The following is a 22,002-nucleotide window of genomic DNA, read 5'->3' on the forward strand; positions in this document are numbered from 1 at the left end:
GTGGGTCTGCCCGGAACCCGGCGCGGGAGCCGGTCCAGCCCCCTGCCCGTGCTCAGGACCGGCGTTCGCCGCCTCCCCGTGTCCCCCACGAGGAGCGCACTCCCGCCGCCCCTGCCCCCATGCTGTCGCCTCCCACAGCGCCCGTGCCGACTCCTCCAGCGAGTGCCGGGGGCGCCAGCCCAGGGTGCTGCCCGTGTAGCTGATGTCCGAGCACTGCCAGGACACCTCCGCCGTGCGCGAGGGCGCCTCCCCCGTGTTCTCCGCCAGCCGTCCCCGGAAGCCCGAGACGCGGACCAGGCACTGGACCAGCTCGCGCACCGGCAGGGCCCGGCCGCCCGAGACGTTGAGGACGGGCGGGAGCGGGCCCGGCGCCGTGACCGCGAGCGCCACGGCCTCCGCCACGTCCCGCGCGTCCACGAAGTCGCGGAACGCGGAGAGGTCGCCGAGCCGGATCACCGCGTCCGCGTCCGTGCCCGCCGCCAGGAGCTCACCGGCCAGCCTGCCCGGCAGTCCCGCCGACGGTGCGCCGGGGCCCACCGGATTGCCGACCCGGAGCACCACCGCGTCCAGGCCCGAGGCCGTCACGGCCACCGTCCCGGCGAGCTTGGTGGCCCCGTACAGGCCCACCGGGCGGGTCGGGTCGGTCTCGGTGACCCGGATGCCGTGGGAGGTCGGCCCGTACTCGGCCGCCGAGCCCAGCTGGACCAGGCGGGCCCCGGGCGCGGCCCGGCGCAGGGCCGCCGCCAGCACGGCCGGGCCGCGCGCGTTGACCTCGGCCAGCGTGACCGCGTCACCGCCCACCGCGCCCGCGCAGTTGACCACCGCGTCCGGGCCGAACTCCCCGACCGCGTCCGACAGTTCACCGACGCCGACCGAGCCCAGGTCCACCCGCAGACCGGCCCCGGGCCCCCGGCCGCCGCTCAGCAGCCGGACGTCCGCGAGGGACCCCAGCCGCTCCACGACGTGCCGGCCCAGATAGCCGGTCGCCCCCAGTACGAGTACGCGCATCGTTCCTCAGGCTCCCTTGAGCAGCAGCGAGCGGTGCGTCGTGAACTCCGCGTTCGCCCGGTCGTAGTCGTCCGGGCGGCCGATGTCGAGCCAGTAGCCGTCGAACGCGTAGGCGTGCGGGGGAGTGCCCTCCCGCAGCAGGTCGAGGACCAACTCGTCGAAGCCGAGCGGCAGGCCGGCGGTGTAGTTCGCGAGGGTGTCGCGGGAGACGCCGTACACCCCCATCGAGACCCGGTAGTCCATGCTGGGCTTCTCCGTGAAGGCCACCACCTCGCTCTCCCGCGTGGTCAGCACCCCGAAGTCGATGCGGACTTGACGGGCGTACGTGGCGATGGTGAGCGGTGCGGCCGAGGCGCGGTGGCTCGCCAGCACGTCCGCGTAGTCGAGGTCGGTGAGGATGTCGCCGTTCATCACGAGGAACGACTCCGGGAGCTTGTCGCGCAGGTTGAGCAGCGGGCCGATGGTGCCCAGCGGGCTGTCCTCGGTGGCGTAGTCGACCTTCAGGCCCCACTGTTCGCCGTCGCCGACATAGGCGCGGATGATGTGCCCGAGGTGCCCGATCGCGAGCGTGACACTGGTGAATCCGGCGGACGACAGCTGCCGCAGCACGATCTCCAGGATGGCGTGCTGGTCGCCGATCGGAACGAGCGGCTTGGGCAGGGCGGTGGTGTACGGCCGCAGCCGGACGCCCTTGCCTCCGGCGAGTATCACAGCGTGCATGGTGGCCTCCCTGAGTGGAACGCGGAACCGGCGGGGTGAGTGGTGCTGTGCGCAGTCGAGCGAGGGGTGACGCCGCGTGAGGTGATGCTGCGTCAGATGTTGTAGATGTCCGTCTTGTAGCGGGCCAGGTTCGCCGGGTCGCCGAAGAATCGAGCCGTGGCGGCGAGGCCCTGCTCCAGGTCGTACGCCGGGCTCCACCCGGTGGCCGCGGCCAGCCGGGACGCGTCCGCGACCAGGCGCATCACCTCGGAGTTCGCGGGCCGGATGCGCTGCTCGTCCTCCCGCACGTCGAGGTCGGCCTCCATCACCTTGCCGATCAGCCGCACCAGGTCGCCGACCGAGATCTCGCCGCCGGTACCGGCGTTGAAGGTCCGCCCCACCACGTCCTCGGCGGGCGCGGTGCCCACCGCGAGGAACGCCTGCGCGGTGTCCTTGACGAAGGTGAAGTCCCGGGTGGGGCGCAGGTCGCCCAGGGTGATGGTGCGCGAGCCCGCCGCGACCTGGCCGATCACGGTCGGGATGACCGCCCGCATCGACTGCCGGGGGCCGAAGGTGTTGAAGGGGCGCAGCGTGACGACCGGGGTGGCGAAGCTGGCGTGGTAACTGTCGGCCAGCCGGTCGCCGCCCGCCTTCGAAGCGGCGTACGGGGACTGGGTGTTGATCGGGTGGTCCTCGGTGATCGGCACGGTCTGCGCGGTGCCGTACGTCTCGCTGGTGGAGGTGTGCACCAGGCGCGGGGTGCCCAGCGCCCGTACCGCTTCCAGGACGTTGAGGGTGCCGGTGACGTTGGTGTCCACGTAACTGTGCGGCGCCTGGTAGGAGTACGGGATCGCGATGAGGGCCGCCAGGTGGTAGACGGCCTCCGCGCCCTCCGCCAGGGCCCGCACCGAACCGGGGTCGCGGACGTCGCCCAGGACGATCTCGACCTGGTCCAGGACGTCCGGCGCGAGGGTCTCCAGCCAGCCGAAGGAGGAGAAGGAGTTGTACTGCGCCATGGCACGCACCCGGAACCCGGCGGCCACGAGCGCTTCGGTGAGGTGGGAGCCGATGAAGCCCTCGGCCCCGGTGACGGCGGCGAGCGGTGAGGTGGTCAAGGTGAGCGTCCTTACGGGTTGTCGGGAGGAAAGGGGCAGGAGTCGCCCCGGAGGAGCCCCGGGGGCCGGGGTGTCCCGGAGACCGGGGAGGGAGAAGGGGCTCAGGCGTGCGCCGTGGGACGCCCGAGCAGGTGCAGCGCGCACGCCAGCAGCCCCACGGCCGCGACCCCGCACCACAGCAGCGGCACCAGCGGGCCCGCCGGTGGTCGCAGGAGGGCGTCCGCCGCCACCCCGGCCGCCGCGCACAGCGTCAGCGCCGCCGGAATCCAGGCGATTCCGAACGCCTGGAGGAGCAGCGCCGTCCACAGAACGGCGGCCAGCGCGAGGAGCGGCGCGATCCCGGCCCCGGCGACGTACGCCGCCGGCGCCAGCGGCAGCAGGTAGACGGCCAGACAACCGCCCAGCACGAGCGCCGACGTGCGCCGGAATCCGGCCGGTGTCCTGGCCCGGCGCAGCGCCGCGACCGACAGCCCCCGGTAGCGGAAGAGCAGCCACTCGGCCGGGCCCATGCTGAGCGTGAGCACGATCACCGCCCACGGATGCCGGAGCCCCGCGCACATCACCAGCACGCCCGCCCCCAGGCCGAACAGCCCGTACGGCAACGACACCAGCACGCCGGGCCGCAGCGCACCGGGCGCGGGGTCCTCCCGTACCGCGGCACGCGTCGCCCGGCCCGCCGCGGCGACCACCAGCACGGCGGTCAGCGCCGGCAGTCCGGCCCGCACCCACGGCCCCGGGTCCGCCCACGGCAGCACCGCCGCCCCGCCGATCACCGGCACCAGCGTCGCCAGCAGCAGCCGCTCCCGGGCGAACACCAGCAGCACCCCGGCCGCCGCGAGGTACACCGACTGCCACACCGCGAACAGGGCCGCCGGGGTGGGCCCGGCCAGCGCGGTGGCCGCCCCCGACGCCAGCAGCGCGCCCGCCGGGGCCCCGTACAGCAGCGTCCGCCCCGCCTCGTGCCGCCCGGAGGCCAGCCGCAGGTACGCCCGGTGCGCGAGCCCCTGGCTCCACGCCCAGGACACGAGGCCCGCCACGACCAGCGCGGCCACCGCACCGTCGGAGAACCACAGCCCGGAGGTGAGCGGATACGCCAGCCCCGGCAGCCCGAACAGCGCCCCCCGCAACGCGCACCGCACCGGGTCCGGCGTCCACGGATCGACGGCCCCCGGCGGTTCCGGGAAGTCGCGCGGCACCCGTGTGAAGAGGTCGTCGGCCAGCGAGAAGAGGTCTCGGTGCCCGTACTTCTCGGTGATCGCCTCACCGGTCAGGCCCTCGGACTCCAGCAGGGCGGCCACCTCGTACGGGTGCACCGCCGGCCCGATCCGCTCGGCGAGCCGGGCCGCCAGCTCGTCCACCGCGTCGTCGGGGTGCACCCGGCGGCCCGCGCCAATGCGCGGCAGCCGCAGCGCCGCGGTGACCTGCGAGGGGGAGGCCAGGCGCAGGGTCAGCGTGTCCTCCTTGCCGCGGTGCTGCTCCAGCGAGACCGGGCCGCTCATCCGGCCACCTGCCGCAGCCGCCCGGCACCGGAGCGGTCGGCGTCGGACCGGGCGGCGCGCGCGGTGCCGGACGCCAGGCCGACGTATATCTCCCGGAAGGTGTCGACCGTCTGCCGCAGCGTGAACTGCTCGATCACCCGCAGCCGGGCCGCCTCGCCCATCGCCGCCCGCCGGGCCGGGGCCCGCAGCAGCTCCAGCGCGGCCGCCGCCATCGCGGACGGGTCGCGCGGCGGCACCACCAGACCGGTGTCGCCGACCGCCTCGCGCACCCCGCCCACGTCCGTGGACACGGTGGCCCGCCCGCAGGACATGGCCTCGATGAGCGTGAAGGGGAACCCCTCGCTGATGCTGGAGAGCATCACCACGTTGCCCGCCGCGTACGCGTCCTTGATGTCGTCGACCCGGCCCTCGAAGGTCACCGCGTCGCCGTGCCCCAGCTCGGCGGCGAGCGCCTCGCAGCGCTCCCGGTACGCCTCCCCGCCGCGCGGGGTGCCGCCGAACAGCCGCAGCCGCGCGGCCGGCAGCTCCGCCCGCACCTGGGCGAAGGCCCGGATCAGCGTCTCCAGGTCCTTGATCGGGTCGACCCGGCCCGCCCAGCTCAGGGTGGGCCCGGCCGGTTCGGGTCCGGCGGGCGGGAAGGCGGCCGGGTCGACGCCGTTGTAGACGGTACGGATCAACTCCGGTGGTGCGCCGCCCTGTTCCTCCCAGAGCCGGTTGTACCGGTTGCCCGGTGTGATCAACGCGGCCTTGTGGTACGTCTCTTCGGCGAGCAGCCGGAAGAAGCCCAGCAGCACCGCCTTGACCGGCCAGCGGTAGGGGCCGGTGCGGTAGCCGAGGTAGCGCTCGCGCAGATACACCCCGTGCTCCGTCAACAGCAGCGGCACACCGTGGAGTTGCAACGCGGCCAGCCCCGGCAGGACCGCCACCCCGCCGCTGACCGCGTGCGAGACGCCGGCCTGCGGCGGGGGCGTGGACAGCGGGCGCAGCGCGTGCTCCAGGAGCCCGGTGGCGGTCACCGCGTCGTGCACGGTCGGCGACGCCTCGCCGACCGGAAGACCGGGCCGGTTCCACACGTCGGTGAGCACCCGGATCGCGTCGTCGCCGCGCAGCGCCGGGCTGAGCAGCCCGTCCCGGGCGGCGTGCGCCAGCTCGTACAGGGCGGGCGCGAACCCGTCCTCGGCGCCCGGGTCGAGCAGCGCCGTCAGGAACCGCTCGTACGACGCCATCAGCAGCCGCCGCCGACGGCCGCGCGGCGGCGCGCCGACGGGGGCGGGCCCCCACATGGGCACCGACCGGACGTCGCGGACATGGCCGGGAACGTCCCAGACGCGGGGCTCGCGGCCGGTGCCGGTGACCGCGACGACGTCGAAGCCGATGTCCGGCATCCCGGTGACGAGCTGGTCGCACCAGACGCTCACCCCGCCGTGGTGGTGCGGGTAGGTGCCTTCGGTGAGGAGGGTGACGCGCACGGCACCGGAGTGCTGTGCGCGGTGCGGATCGGGCATCGATGCGCTCCACGGCGGGAAGGGGTGCGGAAGGGGCCGGGGTGCGCGCGCACCCCTCGGTGGCGGGGGCGGCGTGCGCGCCCCCGGTGGTGCGTGGCTAGCGCTGCGCCTGGTGCGGGACCGGGCGGGCGACCCCGGGCGGGACCGGAGCGCGCGGCGGGACCCGGAGCGGCGGGGAGGTGAGCGGGGCGGCCCTCCCGGATGCGGCGCCGGCCCGCGGGGCCTCCGCCAGTTGCAGCGTCACCGCGCTCTGCCCGCCGTCCGGCGCGGCCCACCCGGAGACCGTCCCCGCGTACGCCTGCCCGAAGGCGTCCGTGCCCGAGGCGGTCACCCGGCGGGTGCCGTCGGGCATGGTGGCCGTGGCCCGGACACCGGCCGGGGCCCGCACGGTCACCGTGTCGCCGACGCGGTACGCGGTGACCTGACCGGCGTCCAGGGCCGACTTCCAGGCGGCCCGGTCGCGCAGCTCGGCGCCGATGTCGCGCATGCGCAGGTTCACCAGCGGCGCGGACGCCGTGTAAAGGTCGTCGTAGCGCTTCAGGGTGCCGTCCAGGACCGGATAGGCGATGCGTTCCTCGGCCAGGTTGGACTGGTGGATGAAGTGCGGGCGCGGGTCGTTGCCCAGCACGTGCCCCAGCGCGGTGGAGATCTCCTGCGGCACGATGTACCGCGCGAACCCGCTCGCCGCGTCCAGCGGGGCGGGCAGGCAGGTCGTGTTCGCCAGGTCCTCGCAGAGGCCGCTGCCGCCCTGGGAGCGACTGGTGTAGATCCAGTTGTACTCGTCGACCTGCTCGGCGACCCTGCCCGCGTTGTAGAAGATGTTGATCGGGTGGCGCGAGACGGTCTTCGCCGGACCCACCTGCCGCTGCTGCGGCTCGCGCGAACTGTCGGAGCCGAGCCAGCCGACGCCCTGCGCGGCGAGCGCGGGGGCCAGGTTCGGATTGTCCTCGGGCTGCTGCGGCGAGACCCTCAGCCCGGAGTGCTCACCGGTCACCAACTCGTCGTTCGCCACCGGCAGTCGGGCGGCCGCCGCCCACTGCCGGTTGTCGGCTATCTGCCGGGACGTCTCGGCCTGGCTGACGTACTTCACCGACCCGTCGGGGTTCTTCGCGCACGTCCACGGCACCGAGGAGACGTTCTGCTCGCAGCCGAGGAAGGGGTGGTCGTAGGTGTGGTTGATCCAGCGGAAGTCGTCCCGCCGGGCCACGAACGCGTCGGTGAGCGGGTCGGCCCCGTTGTTGTTCTCCCGGTGCTCGACGCTGCCGCCGCCGTTGTACGCCATGTCCAGGGTGAAGTCCCGGGCGCGGGACCAGTCGGCGGCGTGGCCGGCGTCGGCCGCGGTCATCCGGATCGGGTTCGGCCGCCCCTGGCCCGGCGGGCAGTCCACGTCGCCCGGTGTGCAGTTGAGGGCGGCGTCCCAGCGGTCGTCGGCGGCGAACACGTCGTCCACGTGCACGGCGAAGTAGTTGCGGGCCGCGCCGAGCCGGACGTTCTGCGTCATCCAGTCGACGATGCCGCGCGCCAGCAGGCGGAACTGCTGCTGGTGCTGGTTGTACGCGAAGGTGACGACCAGCTCGCGCCGCCCGTCGTGCCGGTACTCGCCGACCAGACTGCCCGTGCCGGTGCCGCCGGGGATCGGGGCCTCGACGTACGTCGTGAAGTCCGCCCCCGCCGCCGGGCGGGCCAGGAAGGCATAACTCTCGCCCACGGTCGGCGAGTTGTCCTCGAACGGCACGGCCCCTTCGAGATAGCCGAAGGGCCCGCCGCGGCCCGCCGCCGTCACCTCGGCGCGCACGCCGTCCACGGACCCGCTGTAGAGGGGCGTCTGGAGACCGTTCTGCGGGGAGGCGTAGGTGTACGCGTCCACCTGCGGCACCGCGTACGTCTTCTCGTACGCCACCAGCGCCGCCATCTCGGCGGAACCGGCCGGGAACGGGTTGTCGTTCGGCAGCACGACCGCCTGGAACTTCGCCCGGGGCCGCCCGTCCACCGTGTCGGCGAGGAACGCCGCGTCGATCAACGGCCGCTGCGCGTCGCCGAGTTCGACGGTCGTGTACGGAGTCCCCGCGCCCTCCAGTTCGGCGGCGACGGCGGCGGTGCCGGGGCCGCCGTCGCTGACGACGAGCACGCGCAGGTCGACGCGCGGCTGCTCCTCGGCCGCCCCGGCCGGAAGCGGGAGCGCGCCCGCCGGTGCCGCCGACAGGCCCAGGGCCAGCAGTAATGCCCCCGTGCCGAGCGCGCGTTGACGTCTGAGACGTTTCATGCGGTGTGCTTCCCTCCCGAACGGACCCCACGGTGCAGCGGCACCGGGCGGCCCCCCACCCCCGTCACGGCGGCGGCCCCCGCACGGGGAGCCGTCGACGCACGCTGTTGACTCACATATTCACTCCTGAGTGCAGCATTTGTGTGCCTGATGTGAAACCTGACGAAAAAAAGTAGGTGTCGATCCGGAGGCACGGGCACGAGACGACCGCCCGGGCGGGACGGCGACGGTGGGTGCGGGCGCCTTCCGGCCCCATGATCCAGTCCGCTCCGCCCGCCGGCGCCCGAGGGCGGGCAGAGCCCTGGAAAGGGGCGCGGGGAACCGCGCGGGCACCCCGGCACGCCCCGCACGGCGAGCGCCGCGGAAGCGGGAGAGAACCGGGTACCCGGGGCGGACACCGGCCACCGCCCGCTCCTCCCGCCCCGAAGACCGCACCGGCCGCCCGCTCCGCACCGCACGGGACGAGGGGCAGCCGTCGTGCCCGGGACCCCCACCCCCCCGAGGGGCCGCCGGGGGAGGGCCCACCACTTGAACGCCGCCCGCCCCGGCCACGTACCATGTCCGCATGTCCTTCCTCCGCCGCCGCCCCTCCGCCACGCCCACGGGGCCGGATTTCGACGTCCTCGCGATGGACCCGGGCGACTGGCCGGGCAACCTCGGCGCCGGGTTGCTGCCCGCCCCCGACGGCACCTGCCAGGGCGTCTTCCTGCGCTACGACCTGTTCGGCGGGCGCGGCCCCGCGATGGTCATCGGAAACCTCCCCGAGGGGGCACCGGCCCGCGAGCTCGGCGAGGGGCAGGTCCCCTTCGAGGTCGCGCAGCTCCTGCTGGCGCTGGAGAACGACGAGGAGGTCGAGGTCGTCAGCACCGAGGACGTGCCCGTCATGCAGGGCGACAACCTCCTCATCGTGCGTCGCCTCAAGCTCTCCGAGAGCCGGATCTCCTGCGTGCAGTTCGACCGCAGCGACAACGTGCTGGTCACCATCGCGAGCTGGGACCGGCCGATCACCGACGACCTGTACGCACTGCTGAAGCCGCTCCCGGCGGAGATGTTCCAGGGCTGACCCGCGGCGGTCCGCACCCGGGCCGGGCGGCTCAGCTGCCCAGCACCCGCACGTCGGACTCCTTCACGTACCCGATCCGGTGCCCGTACTGGATCTCGTAGTACACCTCCTCGCCCCGGATCACCCGCCCCGGCTTCCCGAACTCCTTCGCGTGGAAGTACGCACCGCGCGTACGCTCCCCGACTACGTACCGCTGACCTGCGGGAACGCGGTACGGCAGCGGGACGACCGGCTGCGCCGGCACATCTGCCGGATACGCGGACTCCTCCGGGTAGGCCCTGCCGTACACCGCGATCGACTCCCGCCCCTCGCGCGGGGTGAGCAGCCGGGCCCCGGTGTTCACCGCGGTCGGCCGCGCGGCCGGGTTCGCGAACCAGGCCTTCTGCCCCAGGTACCAGATCGCCGTCCAGTCCCCGCGCCGCTCCGCCACCGCGAAGCTCTGCCCGGTCGAGGCCCGGGCCCCGGTGTCGTTCACCTGAATGGTCGAGTCCCGGCCGCGTCCTGCGTCCCGCACCAGCGGGGCCTCGGCGTCCGGCGCGGTGTGCAGCCGCACCGCGCCCGACGCGTGCCCGGGACACGGCTGCGCCGCCTGCTTGCCGCAGCCGGTGTACGCCGGGCGGTGCGTCTCGTACCGCGGCCGTACGGTCACCACCGCGCTGTCCGGGCCCGCCGTCGCCACGAAGGGCCGGCCCAGCAGCTCGAAGTAGTGCGCCCAGTCCCAGTACGGGCCGGGATCGGTGTGCATCCCGCGCACCGCCTCCGGAGTGCCGCCGGGCACGTTGTCGTGGCCGATGACATGCAGCCGGTCGAGCGGGATGTCGTAACGCTCCGCGAGGTGGCGGGTCAGCCGGGCGGACGCGCGGTACATCGCCTCCGTGTACCAGGCGTCGGGCGCGGTCAGGAATCCCTCGTGCTCCAGCCCCACCGAGGTGGCGTTCGTGTACCAGTTCCCGGCGTGCCAGGCGACGTCCTTCAGCGGTACGTGCTGGGCGACGTGCCCGTCGGACGAGCGCAGGGTGTACTGCCAGGACACGTAGTCGGGCCGCTGCACGAGCCGCAGCGCGGTGTTCCAGGAGCCCTCGGTGTCGTGCACGACGATGTAGTCGACGCTGCCCGTCCGGTCGCGTTCGGCCAGGTCGTGGTTGCCGAAATCGCCGTCCGACGAACCATCAAGTTCCTTGTACGGCGCGGGAATCCACTCGCAGGACACCGTGGCCGGGCACTCCGCGGAGCCGGTGGGCGCGGCGGCCCCGGCGGCGGGAGCGGCACCGCGGTCCGCCCGCAGGACGACGTGCTGACCGTCGTCGTTCGTACGGCGCTGCCCCTCCCGCAGTACGGCGTACACCTCGTCCGCGTACGCCCGTGCCGCGGCGGGCTCCCGGGCCCCGGAGAACCGGGCCAGCGCTCCCCGCCAGTGCTCCGGGCCGGCGCCGGGCGCACCGCCGGATCGGCGGTGCGCGGCGGCCAGCAGGGCCGCCCCGCCGTGCACGTTGGCGGCCGGGTCCGTGCGCAGCTCCTCCTCGGGCAGCCCGGTGAGCGCCGCGGCCTGCGCCAGCATCCCGGCGCCCGGGGCGAGCCGGGGCCAGGGGGTCCGGGTGTCCGTCAGGTGCATCGGCCCGTAACCGCCGCCGACGCTGGGCGCGCCGCCGTGCGAGTCCCAGCGGGACCGCAGGTAGGACACCGCCAGCAGGAGGTCCGCCGGGACGCCGTACCGTTCGGCGGCCGCACCGAAGGCGCGTTGCAGGGAATTGGCCGCGTGTGCCGTGCGCGTCCACGGGGCGGAGGCGTCGGCGGACGCGGCGAGCGGGGCGAGGGCGAGCAGGAGGGCGGCGGCTGCCGCGACGCCCCCCGTTCTGGTGACGGAACGGTGCAAGGCGTCCTCCGGTGGCACGTCAGCGGGCGGCGGAACCGCTCATGATGCCCACCGGCCGCCCGCGAACGGCGCAGGCCCGCTCACGGCACGTCGCACGGCGACATGTCGTGAGCGGGCCTGGTACCCGTCAAAAGCCTTGCGGAGCAAGGGTGTTGCGGTCTGCGGGGCAGCTACCGCCGGTCGGCGTACGCCACCTGATCGGACGATACGACAACGGCTCGCCCCCGGCGCGGAGCTCGGCACGCGCCGTCCGCCGGGACGTCAGCCCTTGCGTCCCGTGACCACCCGGTACAGCGCCAGCACGATCACCGAGCCGATGATGGCCGCGATCCACGTCGACAGCGAGAAGAAGCCGTCGATCGACTTGACCCCGAAGATCACCTTGCCGAGCCAGCCGCCCAGCAGTCCGCCCACGATGCCGATCAGCATGGTCACCAGGCAGCCGCCCGGGTCCTTGCCCGGCATCAGGGCCTTGGCGATGGCTCCGGCAAGCAGACCGATCAGAATCCACGCGATGATGCCCACAGTGTTCCTACCTCCGTGCGAAAAGAAATCCGGCGTCGGCCGGAGCTTCTTCCTGCTTTCCCCGCACCGGAGCCCGAAACGCATCACAAGCACCAAAGCGGCCCATCTGCCACACAAAGGGCCGAAGGTCCCGAACCCCGGAGGACCTTCGGCCCGGGACTTCACAGGAGCCGAAGTCCCAGCCGAAGTCCCACAAGACCCGGAACCCCACAAGGCCCGACCCCTCTCAAGGCCCGAGCCGCCCCAAGGGGGGAGCCCGCACAGCGCGGAGGGCAGTGCCCGCGCCCAGGCACTGCCCTCCGCCCTTCCCCTCCACCACCGCCGCTCCCCGGCCACCCCGGGCCCGGAAAGCGGCGGGTGTCCTCAGCGGGTGCCGACCGCCGCCCGCACCGCCCGGCGGGCCAGCGCGCAGTCGTCGTGCAGCCGGCGCAGCAGCAGCCGCTGCTCTTCGCCCGGCGGGACACCGGGGCCGGCCGGCGTGCCCGCCGAGGGGGCCTCGCGCATGGTGCGCTGCACCTTCGCCTCGTAACGGCGGACCTCCCGCGTCGTCACGAGCATCAGGTTCACCAGGAACGCGTCCCGGGCGGCCGTGCCCGCGGCCTGCGCCAACTGGCTGATCTGCCGACGTGCCACCGGGGAGGCGTCGCCGAGGATCATCCAGAGGGTCGCCAGGTCGTACCCCGGCAGGTACCAGCCCGCGTGCTCCCAGTCCACCAGCACGGGACCGGCCGGGGAGAGGATCATGTTGGAGAGCAGGGCGTCGCCGTGGCAGAACTGCCAGGGCAGCGAGGACCGGGAGATGCCGTGCAGCAGCTTCTGCAGGTCGCCCAGGTCACGGTCGGTGAACAGGCCCAGCGCGTGGAAGTCGGTGAGCCGCTTGCCGTAGTTGAGGGGCCGGCCGAACATCTCGGCCGCCGGCCGCCAGTGGTTGAGCTTGTCGATCGCGCCGAGCGCGGCCCGGACGTCGGCCCGCGGGGGAGCCTCCGCCGGGTGCCGCGTCAGGGCCGCCACCCGGCCCGGCATCCGTTCGATCACCAGGGTGCAGTGGTCGGGGTCCGCCGCGATCAGCCGCGGCACCCGCACCGGTGGGCGGTGCCGGACGAAGGCGCGGTAGGCAGCTATCTCGTGCCGGAACCTCTCGGTCCACTGCTCGGACCTGTCGAGTAAACACTTGGCGACCGCGGTCGTGCGGCCCACGGTGCCGACGAGCAGGACGGACCGCCCGCTGCGGCGCAGCACCTGCACCGGCTGGAACTCCGGGCAGATCCGGTGCACCGACGCGAGAGCGGACCGAAGCTGTGCGCCCTGGGGGCCGGACAAGTCGAGTCTCCCGCTCAGCGGTTGGGATCCGGTCCCCGCCGCGCGCCGCGCCCGCCCGGTGCCCGCAGCGGCGTGGTGCGGATCGAGATACGGTCCGCTGCCCGCCACCAGCGGACGGTGCGGCCGGGGCGGGGCGGACACGGAGGACGATGCTGTGTACATGGGCGGTACAGGTCCCTTCGTGTGCCGACGAGTTGCGTGCGCCACCCGCCCCGGCGGACGGTCCGCACCCTGGGGAGTACGAGCCGGCTGCCGGGCCGGGGTGGCGCACTTCTACCTAAGACCCGGCCGCGGGTGGCACACCATCTGGCGCACCCTGGCGAACCCTGGCGAATAGTCGCGACGCATATCGCGGCGGGTTAGTGTCAAGTCAGCCGAGAACCTGGGGGCTTGACGTGAGCGGAGAACCCAACACCCGCCTGAACGACCTGTTCGGACTGACCGGATGGTCCAAGGGGGAACTCGCGAGAATGGTGAACCGGAAGGCGGCGGCCATGGGCCACCCCCAACTGGCCACCGACACCTCACGGGTGCGGCGCTGGATCGACATGGGGGAGTCCCCCCGCGATCCCGTGCCCCGGGTGCTGGAGGCCCTGTTCACCGAGCGGCTCGGCCGTGTCGTGACCATCGAGGACCTCGGGTTCACTCGCCATGGCCGCACGGGACGACGACGGGCCCCGGGCAAGACCGAGCACCCCGACGGCGTGCCGTGGACGTCAGAGCAACTGGCCGAGATCCTCTCCGAATTCACGGGAATGGACCTCATGCTCAACCGACGCGGCCTGGTGGGCGCGGGCGCCGCGCTCGCCGCCGGCTCCGCACTGACCAGCGCCATGTACGACTGGCTGCACACCGACCCCAAGCCCGCGGCCGACGGGCCGCGCGTCAACGAACCCCTGCACGTGGAACGCGCCGGGTACGACCTGTACGAAGCGGCTCCCGTGGGGGCCGACGAGATCACCGCCCTGGAGCGCTCGGTCGACGTCTTCCGGGCCTGGGACGCCTCGCGCGGCGGGGGGCTCCAGCGCAAGGCGGTCGTCGGCCAGCTCAACGAGGTGAGCGGCATGCTCGCCTACCGCCAGCCCGCCCATCTGCAACGACGGCTGTGGGGGGTGGCCGCCAATCTGGCGGTCCTCGCCGGGTGGATGTCGCACGACGTCGGCCTGGAGCCCACCGCGCAGAAGTACTTCGTCATCGCCGCCCACGCGGCCCGCGAGGGCGGCGACCGTCCGCGCGCCGGCGAGGCGTTGTCCCGGGCGGCCCGCCAGATGGTGCACCTGGGCAAGCCCGACGACGCGCTGGACCTGATGAAGCTCGCCAAGTCCGGCTCCGGCGAACAGGCCCTGCCCCGCACGCGCGCCATGCTGCACACCATCGAGGCCTGGGCGCAGGCCTCCATGGGGCAGGGCCAGGCCATGCGGCGCACGCTCGGCGAGGCCGAGGAGCTGTTCGTCTCCGACGACGGCAAGACACCGGCGCCGAACTGGATGCAGATGTTCGACGAGGCGGACCTGCACGGCATGCAGGCCCTGGCGTTCCGTACGCTCGCCGAGCACGAGCCGTCGGCCGCGGCCGTCGCCCAGCGGCACGCCCGGCTCGCCCTGGAGCTGCGGCCGGACGGCCGTCAGCGCTCGAAGCTCTTCGACCACATCTCGATGGCCTCGGCGTGCTTCATCGGCAACGACCCCGACCAGGCCGACCGCTACGCCCGGCTCGCGCTGAACTCCATGGGCGAGACCTCCTCGCACCGCACCTGGGACCGGCTGCGCAGCATGTACCGGCTCACCGCCCAGTACGCGGACTACCCCATGATCGACGACCTGCGCAAGGAACTGGAGCGTGTGATGCCGAAGAAGGCCGGCGGGGCCAGGGGAGCGGGGGCAGCCGTCTAGCGGCCCCCCTTGTGGGACACCCGCACCGCATCCTCCGCACGGCACGCCGACAGCACGCCGACACGGGTCAGGACACGGCTCGTCCGGACGTGCGGCTACCCGCCGATTCTGGCGGCCAGCACACAGGCGTCCTCTTCCCGTTCCCTCCCGCCGAACTCCTCCAGCACCAGCCGCACGCACTCGCGGGCACTGTGGGCGTCGGCGAACCGGGGGGCCAGGGACAGCAGCCTGCCGCGGCACTCGTCGTCCGTCGCGCTGCGCCGGGACAGCCCGTCCGTGTGCAGGAGCAGCAGGTCGCCCGCCCTCAGGGTCGTCTGCGCCTGCTCGTACGCCGCCGTGCTCGCCGCTCCCAGCAGGACGCCGCGCGGCGGGGTCAGAGCCGTTCCCCGGCCGTCGCGGAACAGCAGCGGCGTGGGGTGGCCGGCCTGCGCCCAGGTGAGGAGGCGGGTGGCGGGATCGTACTGACAGCACACGGCACTGCCCGGCGACGGGTGGGCGGAGGAGGAGTCCAGCAACTGGTTGAGATGACCCATCAGGGCCCCGGGCCGCACACCGGCGAGCGCCAGGCCGCGCAGCGCGCCCAGCAGCATCGCCACGGAGGAGGTGGCGGTGACGCCGTGACCGGTGAGCCCGCCGACGGTCAGCATCCGCTTGCCGTCGGGCAGTTCCATCGCGTCGTACCAGTCACCGCCGACGAGTTCGCCGCTGGCGGAGGGGAGGTAGTGGGCGGCGAGGTCGAGGGTGTCCGTGACCGGGAGCGGGGGCGCGGCGCCGCACCAGGCGGGCAGCACCGCTTCCTGGAGCTGTACGGCCACGGTGCGCTCGGCCTGGGCGAGGCGCCGGGCGTGCTGGAGCGAGTCCTGGTTGTCCCGGACGGCCCGCTGGGTGCGGCGCAGCGTGCTCACGTCGCGCAGCACCGCCCACATGGAGGCCGTGCAGCCCTCGTCGTCGAGGACCGGCTCGCCCATCATGTGCAGCGTGCGCACCGCGCCGTCGCCGTGGCGGAGGATGCGGAACTCGCCGTCGATCGGCTTTCCGTCGACCAGGCAGTCGGTGACCATGGCGGTCAGCAGGCACTGGTCGTCGGGCAGCAGCATGGACGGCAGTTCGTCCAGCGGGAGCGGGCCGTCCGCGCGGGTGCGTCCGAAGATCTCGTACAGCTCGTCGGACCAGCTCACCTCGTCCGTCAGCAGGTTCCACTCGGCGCTGCCGACGCGGGAGAGGAGGGCGGGCTGTCTGCCGCCCGCGCGCTGCTCGGGCAGCTCGGCGGAGGGGAGGGGAAGGGGCGGCAGGCCGTCCTTCAACTGCCCCAGGTGCGCGCCGAGTTCGTCGAGCTGACTGACCGCCAGGTCGCACAGTGCCCGCTGCCAGCGCACCTGTGCGTCGTCGCCGAGGTCCAGCGGGGCGTCCCTGCGGACCGCGTCCATGTCCCCGCGCAGCCGGCGGGTCTGCGTGATCAGTGCGTCGACCACGCCCCGCTCGGGAGGCTGCGGCGCGGATCGGTCCGCGAACAGGGGGGACGGCATGGCGTACTCCGATACGGGCAGTGGCCGAAACGATCTGTGCGAGCTCTACGAGACGGTCTGCGGGAAGTCGACCGTTAAGACTCTGGCACAGGGGTGGGGGCCCCGTAAGGCGTTTGGCAACACTCGATCCGGTGGTGCACCTGGCATATGCCAAAGGCCCTCGGTCGCCGACGGGCGTCAGGGCCCCACCCGCCCCGCCCGCCACAGCCGTACGGCGGACCAGCCTGCGGCGGCGACCAGCAGGCCGTCCCGCACGAACAGGTTGGCGATCGCGACCGGGTCGGCGTCGTCCCGCAACTCCCGGTACAGCAGCGGGAAGCCGAGCGTCGTGAACAGGCAGGCCACCGCGATCAGCGCCACCACGGGCCGCTGCGAGGTCTCCCGGCACAGCAGGCACACGGCGCCGAGCCCGACCAGCCAGATCAGGTACTGCGGGCTGATCACCCGGCTCGTGACGACGAACAGCAGTACGGCGGTGAGCGCTGCGTCCGGCAGCAGCCAGGGGGCGGACCGGCGGGACCGCAGCCGCCAGAGCACCAGCCAGCCGAGCGCGAGCACGGTCAGCCCCTGCATCACCAGCGACACCGTCTCCACCCCCGGCCCCACGAACTCGTGCGACCCGTCCTTCGCCTTCCACGTCCCGCTCCACCCCAGGTGCCGGGCGACGTGGAAGGGCAGCGCCCCCACCGACTCGATCTGGACACCCCGGGACTTCTGCGCCGTGAGGAACGACAGCGCGTGCGGCATGGCCAGCGCGAACACCGCGAGCAGCACGGCCCCGGCGACCGCCGCCGCGCCCCATGCCCGCCGGGTGCGCCGCCCGCGCTCCGTCCCCGCCAGCAGCAGCACCGGCCACACCTTGACCAGGGCCCCCAGCGCGACCAGCGCCCCGAACGCCCGGTCCGCCCAAGCCCGCCGGGAGGCGGCGACGGCGAGCGCGGCCATGGCGATCGCGGTCACCTGGAGGTCGAACCGGTTCCACGGCACGGTGGAGAGCACCGCGAGCGCCACCGCCCACAGCCAGGGCGCCGCGACCGACCGCCCCCGCCGCACCACGAGCCACAGCAGCCCCGCCATCACCAGTGCGTCCGTCACGGCGGCCGTCACGATGAACGCGAGCCCGTAGTCCAGGGACGGCAGAACCCCGGGCGCGAGGATCGGCAGCGCGGCCCCCGGCGGGTACTGCCAGCTCACGTCGTGCGCGGGGAACGCCCCGCCCGACAGGACCTCGAACCACCCCCGGTACACCCGGTCCACGGACGGGTCGAGCGTCCCGTCCCCGTCCAGCGGCGGCAGCTTGAGCGCGGCGGGCACCAGCCAGAGCCGGGTCAGCCCCCAGACGAGAAGCGCGGCCCAGGGGGAGCGGAGGGCGGGGAAGCGGGGGAGCGGGGCGCCACGGAGGCTGCTGCGGGGCATCCCCGCACTCTACGAGGCGCGCCCTTTCCGCAGAACGGCAGGTCAGACGCCGGACGCATGGCCCGCCTCCGCCCGGGTACGCGGCGCGATGGCACCCCGCCGACCGTCTCGCTGAAAGGACCCCTCCCATGGAAGACCGCCGTCAGGACGGCCCCGAGGAGCAGCCCCCGGGGATCCCCCGCGACCTCCCGGACCAGCAGGCCACCCCCGACGACGACCCCCGCACGACGGTCGACGGCCCGGGCCTGGAGGACGCGTCCTCCGACGACCACTCCGTCGAGGAGCCCTCGGGCTGAGCCGCCCCCGGGGGGTCTCCGCCAGGGGCCGACCTGCTTGGCCGTGCCCCGTTAGGGGCGCGGGGTTGTGCCGATCTGCGGCTCCGCCGCGCGGGCGGCGGCCACCTCCGTACCCCTTCAGGGGCGCGGGGTTGTGCCGATCTGCGGCTCCGCCGCGCGGGCGCGACCACTTCCGTACCCCTTCAGGGGTGCGCGGAACGCGCGCTCAGCCACGACGCACCCGCACGGGAACCCTCCACTGCCCCGCGGGTTCAGGTGAAGGGGCGGGGCTGGGGACCCCCTCGCCCGGGCGGGCGGAGCTCAGCTCCCCGGTACCGGGAGCACCGGGAGGAGGCCCGCCCCCTCACCCCACCGTCCGCCTCGCACACTCCTCCACCACCCCCCGCAAACTCCCCGTCCTCCTCAACAGCTCCCGCTGCACATGCGCCCCGTTCCCCCTCTCCAGCAGCACCTCCCAGTGCTCCTTCACCAGCTCCATGTCCCCGCTGTCCCGCAACGCCTCCGCCACGTGCGCCAGCAGCGCCCGCACCACCGTCTCCGCCGGCGCCGGCGTCAGCGTCACCGGGTCGACCAGCTCCCCGCACAGCCCCGACCGCGCCGCCCGCCACGAGGCCAGCCTCAGCAGCCCGACCCCGGTGTCGTCCGGCGGGCCGCCCGCGGCCCACTCCCGGGCCGCGGTCTCCACCAGCGCCCGCACCAGCGCCGCGATGAGCACGGTGTCGTCCGCCTCCAGGCAGACGTCCGGCACCCGTACCTCCACCGTCGGGTAGTGCCGCGACAGCCGGGCGTCGAAGTAGATCATCCCCTCGTCGAGCAGGGTGCCGGTGGCGAGCATCCCCTGCACCTGCCGGTGGTAGTTCTCGGCGGACCCGAAGTGCTCGGTGGCCCCGGTGGACGGCCACCGCCCCCACACCCGGCTCCGGTACGAGGCGTACCGGGTGTCGCGCCCCTGCCAGAACGGCGAGTTCGCGCTCAGCGCCACCAGCACGGGCAGCCACGGCTGGATCCGGTCGAGCACCGCGACGCCCTCGTCGTCGGACTCCACGGACACGTGCACATGGCAGCCGCAGGTCAGTTGCTCCAGCGCGGTCAGCCCGAACTCCTCCTCCAGCCGCCGGTAGCGGTCCCCGGAGTTGATGGAGGGGTTCACCGGCAGCGGCGAGGTCGCGAGCGCCGCGAGTTCCGCCCCCGCGCGGCGCGCCCCGGCCGCCGCCTCCCCGCGCCAGCGCCGTACCTCCGCGGCCAGCCCCTCGATGGTGTGGCGCGGCCGGGTCGCGATCTCCAGTTGTTCCCGGTGCAGTTCCTTCTCCAGGGTCGATCCGTCGGGCAACGCCGCCAGCACGACGCCGGACACCGCCCTCGGCGTTCCGTCGCTGTCGACCAGTAACAGTTCCTCTTCCACTCCCACACTGCGCACGGGCGGCCCCCCTCGGGCTCGGTGATCCTCGTGAAATCCGACATCGATCTACGTACCGGCGGAGCGAGTGCCCTCTTTCTCTACCCATGTGCTCCGGTCGCGCCGCACGTTCAGGACTGTGCAAATATCGGATTCATGTCGGCATTGAGTGATCTACTTCCGCCAGAAGCGATACGACTCGATATCCGCGCGGCGGACTGGAAGCACGCGGTCCGGGACGCGGGCGACCTGCTCGTCGCCACCGGCACCTCCACCGCCGCCTACACGGACGAGATGATCCGGAACGTGGAGGAGAACGGGCCGTACCTCGTCATCGCCCCCGGTTTCGCCTTCGCGCACGCCCGTCCGTCGCCCGCCGTGCGGCGAACCGGAATGTCCTGGGTGCGCCTGGCGGAGCCCGTCGACTTCGGGCATGAGACGAACGACCCGGTGACCCTGGTGGTCGCCCTGGCCGCGACGGACGCCGCCGCGCACACCGCCGCGATGGCCTCGCTGGCCCGCCTCCTGGGCGACCCGGAAACCTCCCGCGCCCTGCACGAAGCGCCTACGCCGACGGCCCTGCACGCCGTGCTCGCGCGGCAGGACGACGTACGCCCGGTGCAGCAGGCCGCGCCCGCCGCCCCGGCGCAGGACCGCCCCGCCGCCCCCGGCATGCACAAGATCCTCACCGTCTGCGGCAACGGCGTCGGCACCAGCCTCTTCCTGAAGAACACCCTGGAACAGGTGCTGGACCGCTGGAAGTGGTCGAGGTTCGTGACGGTGGAGGCCACCGACACCATCTCCGCCAAGGGCAAGGCCTCCGAGGCCGTCGCGATCCTCACCTCGCGCGAGATCGCCCGCACCCTCGGCGACGTGGGCGTGCCGGTCAAGGTCGTCGAGGACTTCACCAGCACCACCGAGGTCGACGGCGTCCTGCGCGACACGTACGACGTCTGACCACGGACCCACGGCGACGTCCGACCACGGACCCACGGCACGGAGGCCCCGCCCCATGGACTGGCTCGTTCCCCTCGCGAAGTTCCTCGTCAACGAGGTCCTCAGCCAACCCGCCTACCTCATCGGCATCATCACCGCCGTCGGCCTGATCGCCCTGCGCAAGTCGACGGGGCAGGTCGTCGGCGGAGCCATCAAGGCGACGCTGGGCTTCCTGCTGATCGGCGCCGGCGCGGGCCTCGTCGTCAGCTCGCTCGCCCCGCTGGGCGAGATGATCCAGGGCTCGACCGGCGCGCACGGCGTCATCCCCACCAACGAGGCCATCGTCGGCATCGCCCAGGCCCGGTTCGGGGCGCGCGTGGCCTGGCTGATGATCGTGGGCTTCGCCGTCAGCCTCCTGCTGGCCCGCTTCACCCCGCTGCGCTACGTGTTCCTGACCGGCCACCACATGCTCTTCATGGCGACCCTGCTGACCATGGTCCTGGCCACCGCCGGCCAGGGCTCCGTGGCCGTCGTCCTCGTCGGCGGCATCCTGCTCGGCATCCTCCTGGTCGCCCTGCCCGCCTTCGCGCACCCCTGGACCAAACGCGTCACCGGCAGCAACAGCGTCGCCATCGGCCACTTCGGCACCGCCGGATACATCACGGCGGGCGCGGCCGGCCAGCTCGTGGGCCGGCGCAGCCGCAGCACCGAGGAGATGAACCTCCCCGAGGGCCTGCGCTTCCTGCGCGACTCCATGGTCGCCACCGCGCTCTCCATGGTCCTGATCTACCTGATCATGGCCGTCGTCCTCCTGGTGAAGGCGGGCCAGGACGTCGCCTTCCGGGCCTTCGGCGACGGGGCGGCCGCCACCGACGTCGGCAACTACCTGATGAAGTCCGTGATGCAGGGCCTGCAGTTCGGCATCGCCGTCGCCGTCATCCTCTTCGGCGTCCGCACGATCCTCGGCGAGCTGGTCCCCGCCTTCCAGGGCATCGCGGGCAGGCTCGTCCCCGGCGCGGTGCCCTCGCTGGACGCGCCGATCGTCTTCCCATACGCCCAGAACGCCGTCCTGATCGGCTTCCTCTCCAGCTTCACCGGCGGCCTCATCAGCCTCGGCCTGCTCGCCTGGATCTTCCACCCGGCCTTCGGCCTCGCCCTGGTCCTGCCCGGCCTGGTGCCGCACTTCTTCACCGGCGGCGCGGCGGGCGTCTACGGCAACGCCACCGGCGGACGCCGGGGAGCGGTCGTCGGCGCGTTCCTCAACGGCGTCCTCATCACCTTCCTGCCGGCCCTCCTCCTCAAGGTCCTGGGGGCGTTCGGGAAGGAGAACACCACCTTCGGCGACGCCGACTTCGGCTGGTTCGGCTCCGTCGTCGGCAACGTCGCCAAGATCGGCGGTGCGGGCGCGATCGCCCTGATGCTGCTGGTAGGCCTGGTGCTGCTGGGCGGCGCGATCGTCGTGCAGAAGCGGGTCGTGGACACCGGCTGGGACCCGGGCGCCCGGCGCGACGCCGCCCTCGGCACGCACGCCCGCGTCACGACCGAGGACCCGGTGGACACCGCCGTGCCCACCGGGCCCCGGGCGAGGATCGCCCCGCCGGCCGGGGCGCCGCATCCGCCGCCCCGGCCGTGAACAGGTCCCGCACCGCGCGCGGGAGCGCCGACTCCCG

The 22,002-nt window shown here is 73.7% G+C and carries 16 protein-coding genes and 1 pseudogene; 5 read left to right on the forward strand and 12 right to left on the reverse strand.

The features are described 5' to 3' along the window. Nucleotides 1–126 precede the first annotated feature (126 nt). From ACZ56L_RS32420 to ACZ56L_RS32445, 6 genes and pseudogenes are all read right to left on the reverse strand, one after another. Nucleotides 127–1,008: pseudogene (locus tag ACZ56L_RS32420) on the reverse strand (NAD-dependent epimerase/dehydratase family protein); the annotation flags it as partial. A gap of 6 nt (nt 1,009–1,014) precedes the next feature. Further along, nucleotides 1,015–1,728: a nucleotidyltransferase family protein gene (locus ACZ56L_RS32425; RefSeq protein ID WP_345225706.1), complete on the reverse strand. Its 714-nt coding sequence runs from the start codon at nt 1,726–1,728 to the stop codon at nt 1,015–1,017. A 92-nt stretch (nt 1,729–1,820) separates the two neighbouring features. Further along, nucleotides 1,821–2,822: an SDR family NAD(P)-dependent oxidoreductase gene (locus ACZ56L_RS32430; protein ID WP_401763073.1), complete on the reverse strand. Its 1,002-nt coding sequence runs from the start codon at nt 2,820–2,822 to the stop codon at nt 1,821–1,823. A 101-nt stretch (nt 2,823–2,923) separates the two neighbouring features. Next, nucleotides 2,924–4,321 carry a hypothetical protein gene (locus ACZ56L_RS32435; RefSeq protein WP_471068241.1) on the reverse strand — a complete coding sequence of 466 codons (1,398 nt, stop codon included), beginning with the start codon at nt 4,319–4,321 and terminating at the stop codon, nt 2,924–2,926. Then, entirely contained in the window at nt 4,318–5,826 is a 1,509-nt protein-coding gene (gene pelF / locus ACZ56L_RS32440; protein ID WP_468690558.1) for a GT4 family glycosyltransferase PelF, read from the reverse strand. Before pelF ends, ACZ56L_RS32435 begins: the two co-directional genes overlap by 4 nt. Before the next feature lie 97 nt (nt 5,827–5,923). Beyond that, complete coding sequence (locus ACZ56L_RS32445) at nt 5,924–8,089, reverse strand: hypothetical protein (protein ID WP_471068244.1); 2,166 nt, start codon at nt 8,087–8,089, stop codon at nt 5,924–5,926. A gap of 565 nt (nt 8,090–8,654) precedes the next feature. Here ACZ56L_RS32445 and ACZ56L_RS32450 point away from each other — a divergent pair. Continuing rightward, entirely contained in the window at nt 8,655–9,152 is a 498-nt protein-coding gene (locus ACZ56L_RS32450; RefSeq protein ID WP_189827555.1) for a hypothetical protein, read from the forward strand. A gap of 31 nt (nt 9,153–9,183) precedes the next feature. Here ACZ56L_RS32450 and ACZ56L_RS32455 read toward each other — a convergent pair whose 3' ends face one another. From ACZ56L_RS32455 to ACZ56L_RS32465, 3 genes are all read right to left on the reverse strand, one after another. After that, a complete protein-coding gene (locus ACZ56L_RS32455) occupies nt 9,184–11,025 on the reverse strand; it encodes an N-acetylmuramoyl-L-alanine amidase (RefSeq protein ID WP_471068247.1) in 1,842 nt (613 codons plus the stop codon). 261 nt (nt 11,026–11,286) lie between these two features. Further along, entirely contained in the window at nt 11,287–11,550 is a 264-nt protein-coding gene (locus tag ACZ56L_RS32460) for a GlsB/YeaQ/YmgE family stress response membrane protein (RefSeq protein WP_345225721.1), read from the reverse strand. Between the two features lie 363 nt (nt 11,551–11,913). After that, nucleotides 11,914–13,032: an aminoglycoside phosphotransferase family protein gene (locus ACZ56L_RS32465; RefSeq protein WP_471068251.1), complete on the reverse strand. Its 1,119-nt coding sequence runs from the start codon at nt 13,030–13,032 to the stop codon at nt 11,914–11,916. A gap of 233 nt (nt 13,033–13,265) precedes the next feature. Here ACZ56L_RS32465 and ACZ56L_RS32470 point away from each other — a divergent pair, with 233 nt between their 5' ends. Beyond that, on the forward strand, nt 13,266–14,762 hold the full coding sequence (locus ACZ56L_RS32470) for a DNA-binding protein NsdB (protein WP_471068254.1): 1,497 nt from the start codon (nt 13,266–13,268) through the stop codon (nt 14,760–14,762). A 95-nt stretch (nt 14,763–14,857) separates the two neighbouring features. Here the strand turns inward: ACZ56L_RS32470 and ACZ56L_RS32475 are convergent, their stop codons facing one another. Both ACZ56L_RS32475 and ACZ56L_RS32480 read right to left on the reverse strand, forming a co-directional pair. Then, nucleotides 14,858–16,288 (reverse strand): PP2C family protein-serine/threonine phosphatase, encoded by a 1,431-nt coding sequence (locus ACZ56L_RS32475; protein WP_468690547.1) that lies wholly within the window; start codon nt 16,286–16,288, stop codon nt 14,858–14,860. Between the two features lie 177 nt (nt 16,289–16,465). Continuing rightward, nucleotides 16,466–17,704: a glycosyltransferase 87 family protein gene (locus ACZ56L_RS32480; protein ID WP_471068258.1), complete on the reverse strand. Its 1,239-nt coding sequence runs from the start codon at nt 17,702–17,704 to the stop codon at nt 16,466–16,468. Between the two features lie 128 nt (nt 17,705–17,832). On the opposite strand from ACZ56L_RS32480, the gene ACZ56L_RS32485 reads away from it, so the two are divergent. Further along, nucleotides 17,833–18,000: a hypothetical protein gene (locus ACZ56L_RS32485; RefSeq protein WP_471068261.1), complete on the forward strand. Its 168-nt coding sequence runs from the start codon at nt 17,833–17,835 to the stop codon at nt 17,998–18,000. Between the two features lie 343 nt (nt 18,001–18,343). On the opposite strand, the gene ACZ56L_RS32490 is transcribed toward ACZ56L_RS32485, so the two are convergent. Continuing rightward, a complete protein-coding gene (locus ACZ56L_RS32490) occupies nt 18,344–19,417 on the reverse strand; it encodes a glutamate--cysteine ligase (protein WP_345225734.1) in 1,074 nt (357 codons plus the stop codon). A gap of 135 nt (nt 19,418–19,552) precedes the next feature. Between ACZ56L_RS32490 and ACZ56L_RS32495 the strand changes: the two genes are divergently transcribed. Next, nucleotides 19,553–20,353: a PTS sugar transporter subunit IIAB gene (locus tag ACZ56L_RS32495; protein WP_345225736.1), complete on the forward strand. Its 801-nt coding sequence runs from the start codon at nt 19,553–19,555 to the stop codon at nt 20,351–20,353. Between the two features lie 55 nt (nt 20,354–20,408). After that, entirely contained in the window at nt 20,409–21,965 is a 1,557-nt protein-coding gene (locus ACZ56L_RS32500) for a PTS ascorbate transporter subunit IIC (protein ID WP_468690532.1), read from the forward strand. The last annotated feature ends 37 nt before the right edge of the window (nt 21,966–22,002 follow it).

It is taken from the genome of Streptomyces sp. NPDC039736, from assembly GCF_055596485.1.